Source organism: uncultured Gimesia sp. (assembly GCF_963972345.1).
Lineage (GTDB): Bacteria > Planctomycetota > Planctomycetia > Planctomycetales > Planctomycetaceae > Gimesia.
Map to the genome: position 1 here is coordinate 1 of NZ_CAXAVM010000003.1, position 11,755 is coordinate 11,755.

At 50.9% G+C, this 11,755-nt stretch carries 12 protein-coding genes; 7 read left to right on the top strand and 5 right to left on the bottom strand.

From position 1 onward, the window contains the following. From AACZ40_RS00630 to AACZ40_RS00640, 3 genes are all read right to left on the bottom strand, one after another. The coding region (locus AACZ40_RS00630; protein ID WP_339672709.1) for a cytochrome b N-terminal domain-containing protein at positions 1-517 on the bottom strand (517 nt) is incomplete at its 3' end. Between the two features lie 76 nt (positions 518-593). Beyond that, positions 594-1,112, bottom strand: coding sequence for a Rieske (2Fe-2S) protein (locus AACZ40_RS00635; protein WP_291179033.1), 519 nt, complete (start codon positions 1,110-1,112; stop codon positions 594-596). A 474-nt stretch (positions 1,113-1,586) separates the two neighbouring features. Beyond that, entirely contained in the window at positions 1,587-2,096 is a 510-nt protein-coding gene (locus AACZ40_RS00640; protein ID WP_232097397.1) for a HEAT repeat domain-containing protein, read from the bottom strand. Between the two features lie 118 nt (positions 2,097-2,214). Between AACZ40_RS00640 and AACZ40_RS00645 the strand changes: the two genes are divergently transcribed. Continuing rightward, positions 2,215-2,463, top strand: a complete 249-nt coding sequence (locus AACZ40_RS00645; protein WP_291179310.1) for a hypothetical protein — start codon at positions 2,215-2,217, stop codon at positions 2,461-2,463. A 190-nt stretch (positions 2,464-2,653) separates the two neighbouring features. On the opposite strand, the gene AACZ40_RS00650 is transcribed toward AACZ40_RS00645, so the two are convergent. Then, on the bottom strand, positions 2,654-2,932 hold the full coding sequence (locus tag AACZ40_RS00650) for a hypothetical protein (protein ID WP_291179037.1): 279 nt from the start codon (positions 2,930-2,932) through the stop codon (positions 2,654-2,656). A gap of 638 nt (positions 2,933-3,570) precedes the next feature. On the opposite strand from AACZ40_RS00650, the gene AACZ40_RS00655 reads away from it, so the two are divergent. Together AACZ40_RS00655 and AACZ40_RS00660 are read left to right on the top strand one after the other, a co-directional pair. Continuing rightward, positions 3,571-4,989 (top strand): hypothetical protein, encoded by a 1,419-nt coding sequence (locus AACZ40_RS00655; RefSeq protein ID WP_291179040.1) that lies wholly within the window; start codon positions 3,571-3,573, stop codon positions 4,987-4,989. A gap of 36 nt (positions 4,990-5,025) precedes the next feature. Further along, complete coding sequence (locus AACZ40_RS00660; RefSeq protein ID WP_291179043.1) at positions 5,026-5,787, top strand: polyprenol monophosphomannose synthase; 762 nt, start codon at positions 5,026-5,028, stop codon at positions 5,785-5,787. A gap of 33 nt (positions 5,788-5,820) precedes the next feature. Here the strand turns inward: AACZ40_RS00660 and panB are convergent, their stop codons facing one another. Next, on the bottom strand, positions 5,821-6,636 hold the full coding sequence (gene panB, locus AACZ40_RS00665) for a 3-methyl-2-oxobutanoate hydroxymethyltransferase (protein WP_291179046.1): 816 nt from the start codon (positions 6,634-6,636) through the stop codon (positions 5,821-5,823). Between the two features lie 673 nt (positions 6,637-7,309). Here panB and AACZ40_RS00670 point away from each other — a divergent pair. The 4 genes from AACZ40_RS00670 to AACZ40_RS00685 all read left to right on the top strand — a co-directional run bounded on the left by AACZ40_RS00670 (position 7,310) and on the right by AACZ40_RS00685 (position 11,755). Beyond that, positions 7,310-8,362, top strand: a complete 1,053-nt coding sequence (locus tag AACZ40_RS00670; protein WP_291179048.1) for an FAD-dependent oxidoreductase — start codon at positions 7,310-7,312, stop codon at positions 8,360-8,362. Positions 8,363-8,416: 54 nt separating this feature from the next. Then, positions 8,417-9,556: a Xaa-Pro peptidase family protein gene (locus AACZ40_RS00675; protein ID WP_339672720.1), complete on the top strand. Its 1,140-nt coding sequence runs from the start codon at positions 8,417-8,419 to the stop codon at positions 9,554-9,556. 36 nt (positions 9,557-9,592) lie between these two features. Next, positions 9,593-10,786 carry an 8-amino-7-oxononanoate synthase gene (gene bioF / locus AACZ40_RS00680; RefSeq protein ID WP_291179053.1) on the top strand — a complete coding sequence of 398 codons (1,194 nt, stop codon included), beginning with the start codon at positions 9,593-9,595 and terminating at the stop codon, positions 10,784-10,786. A gap of 90 nt (positions 10,787-10,876) precedes the next feature. Then, complete coding sequence (locus AACZ40_RS00685; RefSeq protein ID WP_291179056.1) at positions 10,877-11,755, top strand: alpha/beta fold hydrolase; 879 nt, start codon at positions 10,877-10,879, stop codon at positions 11,753-11,755.

Genomic DNA, 11,755 nt, shown 5'->3' on the forward strand with positions numbered 1-11,755 from the left:
CGAGGGACCGTAATGTGGAACCGATGACGGGCATGGTTCCCGCAATGCCGGTTTCGATCTGATAGGACCAGTAGCCTTTCTGGTCCCAGGGCAGCGGATTGCCGGTGATTGTGAGACCGATGATCACGCCACCAATCAGCAGGCTGGTCCAGTAGATAAACTCTTTGGGTTTGCGATAACCGGCCGAGATAATGACCAGAAAGATATGCACAATGATCGCTACAATCATCATATGTGCGGTGTAGTGATGTAACCCGCGAACAAACCAGCCCAGGTCGACCTGAGTTTCAATATATTGCACGCTCCCCCAGGCAGAGGCTTCGGAAGGACTGTATACAGTCATCAATAAGGCGCCGGTTACCATTTCCACCAGCATCATCAATACGAGTGCACCACCCCAGAGAAACTGCCAGCGCGAACGTCGTTGAGTCGGAAAATTTAACAGAAAGATCGCATGCAGGAAATTTTTGTATCCGGTTCGTTCGTCGATCCACTGTTGGGCTTTTTGAGGCAGCACTGAATTATCTCCCTATGGGAAATCAAATTGATGAGTCTATTTAGTCAGTCAGCAAGAGAGTCAAACTCTGGTTCCCTTAACCGATGGGATATTTTTCAGCGATGCCGGTTTCGAACTTCTGATATTCCACTTTGACCCACTGATCTCCCCGGATAGTTTCGATTGTGGTTTTTAACTCATCCATACCCCGTGGCTGCGGACCACTGACCATTGCACCATCTGGCTGAAAGGTTGCCGCATGACAGGGGCAGAAGTATTCTTCGTCACCGGCGACGTAATCGATCACGCAGCCCAGGTGGGGACAAGTGGAAGAAAACGCGGTGACTGCTCCGTCTTTAGATTTACTGAGCCAGACTGAACCGATGGGGCCGGGAGGATATTTGGTCCAGGCATCCACGCGCTGGTCGATGATCGTAAATCGCTGGGGAACGCCAGGCTCGAGGTCATTCAGGCGCGTCAGACGGTATGTCCTATCTGTCTGGTTGCCTCTTTTAAGAGTCGAAAACAAAAAGCCCAAAGCAGGTACTGCGAGGATAGTGGCGTACAGGGAACCCAGAATACTCGTGCAGTGTTTGAGAAATTTTCGACGTCGCATGGTGAGTACCTTTAAATCTGAAAAGCGGCAGTGATCGATCAGCAGTCCGCTGTGAACTGATTGCATTCTGATCCAAACAACTTATGCCTTAAAGGGTAACGGTTTAATTTGTTCAATTTCGGACTGCAGTACTTAGTGGAGCTTTCGATGGCAGGCAGCAACTGGTTTCAGGCAGTCACATTGGAGGAGGGAGTCGCGTCAATAAAATCCAAATTTAAAATGACATCACTCAGTGATTCAATCTGGAAGCATCCATTTTATCAGATCAAATCAGCGTTTACGAAACTTTATTTTTAAGTCTAGTGATTTCAATTCTTTAAGACAACAGATTTCATTAAATTGGATTGTACTATCCAGAAGAGTCCCGGGCAATCCTGGAATTTCCGGTTCGGCTGAAATCAAAAAAAAACGGCTCTCCCGTTAAGGAGAGCCGTTTCGATACTTCGATTCAGTCAAGCTGAAGTCTTAATTGAACTAGTCAATCAGACCGAACAGGTTTGACAGGCTGTTTCCACTCAGACGACGAGTCTGCTTCTGGTTCTGCAGACGGCTGGGGAAGTAAGCTTTAGGATCAGAAGCAGGAGCAGGAGCAGCAGGAGCTGCAGATGGTGAGCATCCAGCAGGAGCACATCCATTTGTGTGACAGCAAGGTGTGTCACAGCAACCTTCAACAACTTCGTATCCACACAGTTCCAGAGCCTGAGTTGCTTCACGAACAACTTTCTTGTCGCAATCGCCCAGAGCACAAGTCAGAGCAGCTGTCAGCTCAGGTGAGCATCCACAGCAGTGCTTGCGAAGCTGGTCGCCGATTTCATCAGCAGCTTTAGCACGAACGCGTTCGTCAGCGTCGTTCAGAGCGTAGATGAAAGCACACATGATCTCAGGGTTACATTCGCAGTTGAACTTGTCACCCAGTTTGTGGATTGCTTTGCGACGGTGTTTAGCGTAGCAGGCAGTCTGTGACTGGTAGATCAGTTCAGCGATTTCGCAAGGATCTGCGTTGCAGCAGGGTTGTTCGTTGCAGCAGGTGTCTGCAGCAGGAGCAGCACAGGTCTTAGGGGCTGGTGCACAGCATGCTTGAGGAGCAGGAGCACAGCAGGCCTTGGGAGCCGGTGCGGCACATGCTTGTGGAGCAGGTGCACAGCAGGCTTTAGGGGCTGGTGCGGCACATGCTTTAGGAGCAGGAGTGCAGCAGTCATTCTTCGGAGCTGGAGCACAGCAGTTATCCTGTGCACAGCCTGAATCTGTGTTGCAGCAGCGTTTCTTGAACCAGCCACGCAGTCTGCGGGCAGGCTTGCAGCATGCAGGAGCAGCTTCGTTGCAGCAAGGTGGTTTGATTGATGAACACTGACGTTGGTAAGTATAAACGTTAGGCTCACATGGTTTCGTAATAGTGGGTTTACAGCATTCTGGTTGACAGGTCGAGGCACATTCACAGCTCTTTGCAGCCCCGCAATTAAGCGAAAGGTCAAAAAGATCTGCTTGTGCAACGGCATTCATCCCCAATGCCACAACAAATGCACTTAACAGACTAATCCATTTCATAGAACAGCGTCTCCTTCTTGGGTCGTTTTCTGACCATCATAGACAGATTGATGTGCCTCTTGTGTCACATCACTTTGGTTACGGCGCGAATCTAGTTTTGTTCCTTTAAGGACTGCTTTTGTCCAAGTTGAAATCATCAACTCGCGCTGGCTTGAGTCTAAGAACAATGCCTCTACGGACAGTGTCCTTACAAAAATCTTCTTAATAAGTTTGATTGCGGTCGATGCCTTGGGAGCATCGCCTGAAATCACATCCGAACTGTTTCCTTTGTTCATTCAGATATGAATTCTCATTGCGACTGGTACAATCTATCGGCGTGCTGTAATCGTCGCTTGAATGTCTCAAGTCATTATCAGATAAAAAGGTTACGTCAATTTTACTCACGATTATAAGCATCGTAACGGTTGGTTAAGCTGGGAGAGATTTGCCTCTGGATCAGCCTGCTGAAGGGGTTGAAAACGTGTCAGTCTGGGTAGGCTGTGTGTCTCCAGGTGAGATAGAAGTGAACTTCGCGGCTGTTCCTAATGTGCGGAGCGACCCGTTCCCGGGAGCTGTTTTTGTTGGCAGGTTTATGCCACCGCCTTCTCTGGTTGAACGCATTTTGCGGCCACAAATCTTCTCCAGGCTGACTGGAAGCCGTTTAATTTATGCCGATCAATCCTGTTTCAAACGATCACAGGAATTCTTTTCAACATTCCTGCTGACTGGACTGCGCCCGCCAGAGCAATTGTACGAAAAACTGGAAATGTGCCTGATTGGCCAGTCGTGCTGACAGACTGGAATCCGTTACGTTGATATGGTGACTGGTGTGAACTGCTTTGCATGATAGCGATTGAACAGTTCTTGCAATTCCTCTTCAGCGCCTGCATAATTAACTTATTCATCAGGAACTGGGCCAGACAGGAGCGTACCAATGCGATCACTTCTCATCGTGAGCACAGTTTTTCTATTCGTGGGATCTCCTGAGCAGGTTTCTGCCCAAAAGTATCTTTCCGCACCCGTACGCCAGTCGCACTCCCATCAGCAGCAACACCAACAACAGCATCAGCACTATCAGCACCAGCACCATCGTGGGGGAAGTTCCTATCAGAGAAACTCCTACCCGCGCTATTATGGACGGACCTGGCCTGATCCGGGCTGGTCGGTCAGTGGATACTCGGGGAGTTCGAGTTTCAACTTTTCGTTTCCCGGAAATTCCTACTATGGGAATCCTTGGGGACCCTATATGTATAACCGGTTCGGTTATTACAGTACGGATGCCTTTATCGCGGGAAATCCGGTTCTCTTTTCCAATGGATATTCCTTAAACGGTTTCTATCCGATTTTGCCGGGACAGGGATATTCTCCACCGGCCGTTTATCCTTATAGCAATGTTCCCGGAACTCTGCCCACGCTCCCGAATTCACCACAAGTCAATGATTTTCCTGCTGCCAGCAATATCCCACTCAACAATGCGCTCCAGAATGATCTGGAACGCTGGAATGACCCCGGCTATCTGCCAGAGCCATCTCGCAAGATTCAGAAATACATCATTCCTTCCACCCGTCAGGCCCGGGAGTTGAGCCTGCGAAATCAGGTCAAAGGGGATGAATACTTTAAAAAACTGGATTACCGCCGGGCTTATGAGCGTTACAAACTGGCTGCTTCCTTAACGAAAGATCTGGCGACTCCACGTTTCAGAAAAGGCTTTTCTCTGGTTGCCCTGGGGCAATACGATCGTGCTGCATTTGAATTCAAACAGGGGCTCGAACTGGATCCTTCCTGGCCTTCGACGGGGGAAAACCTGAACGAACTGTTCGGTCCAGATCATCTCATCGCCAAAGATTCGATGCTGCATCAGGTTGCGGAATGGGTCAAAGAAGACATTCGTGACCCGGAACGCCTGTTTGTATTTGGAGTTGTTCTGCATTTTGACGGTCAGACCGAAGAAGCACATGATGTAATGGAAACCGCCGCCCGTCTGGCAGGCAGGGGGGATCATTTTCTGGCATTCCTGAAACCGCAACCCGTTCCCGCTGATCAGCAGACCGTGAAACAGAAAAGCGGAAATCAACCTGGCTACGTGGTTGATCCTGCAAAAACGCGACCACCAGCGTTTGAATCGAAACAGCCGCCTGCTCAATCGACCCAGCCTCTGGGGCCAGCTCGCTCACGACCCCTGTCAAAACCTCTGCCTGCTCCTCCTCAGAAGACCCCCAGGAAGCCTGCAGGCAACAATTCAGCGTTGCCTCCCCTTCCCCAGGATGCAGATACACCGGGTGAGCCGTTGATTCCTCTGCCAGAGCCTGCTAAAAGTCAACAACAAGCACCGTTGTTGATTCCACCAAAATGATCTGAACCTCCCTGATCGACTGGGCCTGATATTTCGATGACCGATACTGCACATCCCCGACTGTTAGTGACATTGTGTACCTATAACGAACGAGAAAACCTGGAACTGTTGATTCCCGAGATTCATAAGTATTTACCGCACGCAGCGATACTGGTGATTGATGATAACTCGCCTGATGGCACAGGGGATTATGCCAAAGAACTGAGGAAGACCGATTCTCGCATCCATTCGATTCATCGTACGGGGAAACTGGGGCTGGGAACTGCCACGATTGCCGGTTTTCAATATGCGATTGAAAATCATTACGATCTGGTACTGAATCTGGATGCCGACTTCAGCCATCCCCCGCGGTTCATGCCGGATCTGGTGGAAGCAACGAACGAAGCGGATGTTGCCATTGGTTCCCGCTATGTCCCGGGAGGCAAGATTGAAGGCTGGGGACCCAAACGCTATTTCATGAGTGGTGCCATCAACTGGTACGCGCGGTTGTTATTGAGGCTCAAATCCCGCGACTGCAGCGGCAGCTTTCGCTGTTATCGAGTCCCCAAACTGGCGGAGATCGATTTTGCGCTGTTGCGTGCCAGGGGTTATGCCTTTCAGGAAGAGATCCTGTATCGCTGCCGCAGAGTCGGATGCACGTTTAAGGAAGTCCCCTTCACATTTGAAGAACGACGGTTTGGGAGTTCGAAAATCAACATGGGAGAAGCTTTCTCCGCATTATGGGTGATGCTGGTGCTGGGTGTTGACAACTGTCTCGGAAAGCGGGTGCGTACCCTGTCTTCGGAAACGAACCAATAAATCAGAATCGTCAGTGAGAAACCGGGTTTCCACTCAAGAGTGGCTGTGGGAAGCATCCGGGAACGTTCCCTCCCGGACTTCACTGGCGTAGGCCTGTACGGCGGTTTTCATATCTGCTGCGAAATCGGCGTATTTCTTCAGGAACCGGGGATGGAAATCCGCGTTCATTCCCAGCATATCCGGAGTGACGAGTACCTGCCCATCGCAGCCAGAGCCTGATCCGATCCCGATTGTGGGGACAGTCACTGTTTCTGTAATCTTGCGGGCGATGGGAGCCGTAATCATTTCCAGGAGAATTCCAAAGGCACCGGCGCGTTCTGCGGCGAGTGCATCTGCTATCAACTGATCTTCATCACGTTGAATTTTTCCCATACTGCCAATGGCACGCACTGACTGTGGTTTGAGACCCAGATGTGCCATCACGGGGATATCAGCCGACGCGATTGCTTCAATCGTTTTTGCCTGATTGACGCCCCCTTCCAGTTTGACGGCGTCAGCCCCCGTCTCTTTCAGGATGCGTCCGGCATTCTCGAGCGCCTGCGCGGGGGAAACATGAAAGGACATAAAGGGCATGTCAACAATGATCAGAGCCCGCTGAACGGCGCGACACACCATTTCCCCGTGATAGATCATTTCATCAACTGTCACAGGTAATGTGGTACTCTTGCCCTGCACGACCATTCCTAAAGTGTCGCCTACCAGCAGGCAGTCCAGGCCGGCTTCATCCAGAATTTTTGCAGACAGGTAATCATAGGCTGTCAGCATGGTGATTTTCTGGTTTTTCTCTTTCGCAGCGAGAAACCGGGGGACAGTAAACTTCTGGGGCCGTGCGGGGGACGCATCTGACACGGAACTCTCCTTTAAAACGCTCAGCAATTAAAATCACACTCAGGTGAAGGGTAATCACAACTGAAGTAATTGTAGACATCATCATTAGTTGGAGGGTTCACAATATGAAAACTCAGACCGCATTCGCAATACTCGGAGTCGCGTTTTCTTCGAAATCGGGGCCGGGTAAGCCAATGTTGCATTTTGCGCTGTTTGATTTTGCAACATCTGTTGCGAAATTCACCACTCAGCTGGCTAGTGAATTTCGCTCCAAATATCACTGAAAAATTTAATTCACTATATTTAAATGACTTACGGCTATTTTTGTAGATATTTTTCTGAATGGTACGGCTTATGCATATTACCTATGGCAGCGATGGTGGCAAGCGTTGGCCCGCACTTGCTCCATTCAGCACAGAAAAGGTGCTTCAGTCATTCAATGATTCGAAGCACCTTTTTTTTATGCCTTCATTTCATTTTTCGTAAGCCTTTGAATTGTTCATTTTCTGGCCCGGCTTAAAAACCCTTCCTCCCGGCATCTGGAATTCCTGACCGTACTTCATTAGGATTGTGACACACGCCAGGTTCGTAAGCTGGTTGTGTTTCAGATTTACAATCCACACGCAACTTCTCTGACAGTAGATCTCTCTGCAGCTCTCTGGAAGGGAGAATGCATATCAGGAGGTCACCTAACGTGCCAGAAAAAGTCGTCGTGATCGGATCAGGACCCGCTGGTTGGGCAGCTTGCATTTACACATCTCGAGCCAATTTGGAACCCCTCTGCTTCGAAGGAGCAATTTCCGAGGAAAATCGACTGCAGGGGACGCTTCCTCTGGGGCAACTGGCTCTCACTACGGAAGTGGAGAATTATCCTGGTTTTCCAGCTGGAAATCTGGAATCCTACCTCGATGACTCAATCGATAAATCAAAACGACAGTATATGGCACCTCATCTGGGACATGGTGTCAGTGGTCCCGAATTGATGGAACTGATGCGTCAGCAGTCGGTTAATTTCGGTACCAAAGTCGTGACAGACGATGTTGTGGATGTCGATTTATCTGCACATCCTTTCAAAATCACTCGGGCCAATGGTGAGACCGTCGAAGCACTCTCGATCATCATTGCCACCGGTGCCCGGGCGAACTATCTGGGACTCGAATCGGAAAACCGTTATAAAAACATGGGCGTATCTGCGTGTGCTGTCTGTGATGGAGCCATGCCTCGCTTTCGGAATCACCCCCTGGTTGTCGTTGGTGGTGGTGACAGCGCCATGGAAGAAGCCAATTACCTTACCAAGTTTGCATCCAGGGTTTATATCATCCACCGTCGCGATGAATTCCGTGCCAGTAAAATTATGGCGGAACGGGCACTGGCTAATGAAAAAATTGAAGTGAAATGGAATTCTGTCGTGGAGGAAGTTCTGGGCGATGATGAAAAAGGAGTCACCGGAGTCCGGATTCGCAGCACGGTCGATGAGAGTCAGACCGAAGATCTGGAAGCCGCCGGCTATTTCGCCGCCATTGGTCATACGCCCAATACCAACTTCCTCAAAGGACAGATTGACACGAACGACAAAGGCTTCATTGAATGGAAAATTCCTTTCCGTACCAATACCAATGTCGAAGGAGTGTTCGCTGCTGGAGATGTCGCCGACGATAATTATAAACAGGCTATTACGGCAGCAGGCAGTGGATGTATGGCTGCTCTGGATGCGGAACGCTGGCTTGTCTCCCAGGGTTTTGAATAAGCGACACTCCTGATTACCAACTGATAGACCCCCGTCTGAAAGGACGTAGAACGCATGCTGACTCAAGAAGGTTGTCTGGCACGACAGAAACGATTGTGGGAAAGTGTTCCCGATCACCTGGAATGGATTCTGATTGCGGATCCCCGCCACGTTCTGTACCTTTCGAACTTTCTGGTGCAGCCCTGCAGCTTTTCACGAGGCGAACGGGCGCTGTTGCTGCTGGACCGTGAGAAAGGTGTCACCCTGGTGGGGGATAATTTTACGATCCGTTCTTCCGCTGCCGAATATTATGTAGATCACGAGGCGATTGAAACCTGGTATGATCACAAACACTCAGTCGAAAACCGCGATCATGCGCTCTTTAAAGCCTTAAAGTCGGTCGTGCCTCAGCTGAAAGGTCGCCCCGGTGCCATCGAAGCGGAATGGCTGCCGGTAGGCGCGTTGCAGGAACTGGACACCACTCAAACCGATACCACTCTGGAACTGGGCAGCGTGTTGCGACAGTTGCGTCGTCAGAAGCATGCCGATGAAATCGCATTACTGAAACAATGTATGCAGGCCTGTGATGCCGGCCATGCGTGTGCGCGGGAAATCGTCGAAGCAGGTAAAAGTGAATTCGACATCTTCCGCAAAGTCCAGGCGGCTGTCCTGCAGGCCGCTGGTCTGCCTGTGATCATTTACGGTGACTTCCGTGCTTCTACCCCTGCTGTTCCCAAAGCGGGGGGCCTGCCAACCGGGCATGTTATGGAGAACGGTGACCTGTTCGTCCTGGATTATTCCGTAGTGATTCACGGTTATCGCAGTGACTTTACAAATACCATCAGTGTCGGTGAGCCATCGGCTGATCAGCAGATGCTGTTCAAACTCTGCCAGGCTGCCATGCAGGGAGGTGAATCGACACTCAAAGCGGGTACAAAATGTGCCGACGTGCATGCAGCGACAGCAGCGCCGCTCTGGGATGCCGGCTATAAAGAGAACTTCCAGCATCATGCCGGACACGGTCTGGGGCTCGGTCATCCTGAAGCACCGATTCTGGTTCCTGAAAGCATTGATACGCTCCTGGCGGGAGATGTGGTGACGCTGGAGCCCGGGGTTTACGTGGAAGGGATCGGCGGTATGCGGATCGAACATAACTATCTGATTACTGAAGGTGGCTTTGAGCGATTGAGCAATCACGTCATCGCGCTGAAGTAACTGGACTCGGCATTCCTCTCAAGTCAGGTGCCCGTAATGACGTCCTCTTCTGAATTCCTGGGATGGATTGAAGACGACCTGCAGAAGCTCCGGAACGAAGGTCTGTTTCGTGTTCGACGAACCTTCCAGCCTCTACCGGAAGGACGATGTGTGCTGGAAGGTCAGGAACTGGTCAACCTTTCCAGTAATGACTATCTGAATCTGGCCCATGATCCGCGTCTGATCTCTGCTGCTGCTGCGTCACTTGAGGAAATGGGAGTCGGCGCGCGTGCCAGTGCCCTGGTGAGTGGTCGCACCGTCTGGCATGCGCGACTCGAACAAAGACTGGCAGAATTTGAGAGAACCGAAGCGGCGATCCTGTTCCCCAGTGGTTATGCCGCGAACCTGGGAGTGATGTCTGCCATCGCGGGAGAGGGGGATACCATCTATTGTGACCGGTTGAACCATGCCAGCCTGGTGGATGGCTGCCGACTCGCGGGGGCAAAATTTCGCGTTTACCGACATGATCAACTTGAGAAACTGAAGCGGGAGCTTGAGAAACAGACGGGGACCGGAAGAACCATCATCGTGACGGATTCAATCTTCAGTATGGATGGAACCTGGGCTCCTCTGGTCGAACTCTGTGAACTGGCGGATCAATATCATGCCTGTCTGGTGATAGATGAAGCACATGCAACAGGCGTCTGGGGGACGACAGGACGTGGACTGGCTGAACAGTTGAATGTCGAAGCTCGCGTCACCATTCGCATTGGGACACTCAGTAAGGGAGTGGGGGCCATGGGAGGCTTTGTAGCAGGATCTGTTTCCCTGGTCGACTGGCTCTGGAATCGGGTACGGACTCAAATCTATTCCACTGCCCTGCCCCCGGCTATCTGTGCGGCGGCCTGTGAATCACTCCAGATCATTGAAGCAGAACCCGAGCGGAGACAACAGTTGCATGCACAAGCTGAATTTCTGCGTCAGGAACTTGCAAACCGATCACTATTGGCCAATGACACGTCTTCCGGCCCGATCATTCCTGTGATTCTGGAAGAGCCTGAACGAACCATGGCGATAGCAGCAGATTTACAGGCAGCCGGCTTTCTCGTCGGAGCAATCCGGCCTCCTACTGTCCCGCAGGGGACCTCCCGACTGCGGATCTCTGTTACCAGTGCCCATCAACGTGCTGATCTGGAACGGTTTTTAAAAGCGTTGGATCATTCCCTCGCCAGATACGGGAAATCGCGATAAGGTATGCAGATCAGTGTTTTTACCGACCAGCTGCAATTAAACGCACAGCTTCTGTTCAGGCTGTCTTAATCCACGTTTAAAGAACTCCGCATGAATTTTCGTGATCAGATTAAAAACGAATACCCGTTTGATTCGCATTGGTTGAAAATCGACGGACATCGATATCACTATCTGGACGAAGGTGCAGGGCCGGTTCTGTTGATGGTGCACGGCAATCCAACCTGGAGTTTTGCGTGGCGACGACTGGTCAAACAGCTCTCTCAGAAATATCGGGTCATCGCCGTTGACCATATGGGGTGTGGATTATCAGACAAACCTCAGAACTATGCCTACCAGCTGGCAACACACATCGAGAATCTGAAACAGCTGATTCAGGAACTGGACCTGCAGGATATCACGTTATTTGCGCATGACTGGGGCGGTGCGATCGGTATGGGGGCAGCCGTTGATTTGCCCGCACGTTTCGAGCGGTTTGTGCTCATGAATACAGCCGCCTTTCGTTCACAGGAAATTCCCCTGCGGATTGCCGTCTGCCGCATACCGTTCCTGGGCGCATGGGGAGTGCGAGGCCTGAACCTGTTTTCCGGGGCTGCAGTGAAAATGGCGGTGGAGAAACCAGAACGAATGTCGGCAGAAGTCAAAGCCGGCTTTCTTGGGCCTTACGACACGTGGGAACATCGGGTTGCCGTCCACCAGTTTGTGAAAGACATTCCTTTGAAGGCTTCGCATCCCAGTTATCAGACTCTGCAGCATGTCGAAGAAGGACTGCAACAGTTCTCATCGCATCCCATGTTGTTGATCTGGGGGGAAAAGGACTGGTGCTTTACAACAAGTTTCCTTGATGAGTTCGAACGACGTTTCCCGGCAGCGGAAACCCTGCGAATTCCCGATGCCGGTCATTACGTGTTTGAAGATGCACACGAAATCATGCTGCCCCGCATTGAAACATTTCTGGAGCAGCATGTGTAA

Bases quoted from the DNA above. Each gene is read 5' to 3' on its own strand.
- AACZ40_RS00635 (WP_291179033.1), bottom strand. From the start codon at position 1,112: ATGCGACGTCGAAAATTTCTCAAACACTGCACGAGTATTCTGGGTTCC.
- AACZ40_RS00650 (WP_291179037.1), bottom strand. From the start codon at position 2,932: ATGAACAAAGGAAACAGTTCGGATGTGATTTCAGGCGATGCTCCCAAG.
- AACZ40_RS00655 (WP_291179040.1), top strand. From the start codon at position 3,571: ATGCGATCACTTCTCATCGTGAGCACAGTTTTTCTATTCGTGGGATCT.
- AACZ40_RS00660 (WP_291179043.1), top strand. From the start codon at position 5,026: ATGACCGATACTGCACATCCCCGACTGTTAGTGACATTGTGTACCTAT.
- AACZ40_RS00675 (WP_339672720.1), top strand. From the start codon at position 8,417: ATGCTGACTCAAGAAGGTTGTCTGGCACGACAGAAACGATTGTGGGAA.
- bioF (WP_291179053.1), top strand. From the start codon at position 9,593: ATGACGTCCTCTTCTGAATTCCTGGGATGGATTGAAGACGACCTGCAG.
- AACZ40_RS00685 (WP_291179056.1), top strand. From the start codon at position 10,877: ATGAATTTTCGTGATCAGATTAAAAACGAATACCCGTTTGATTCGCAT.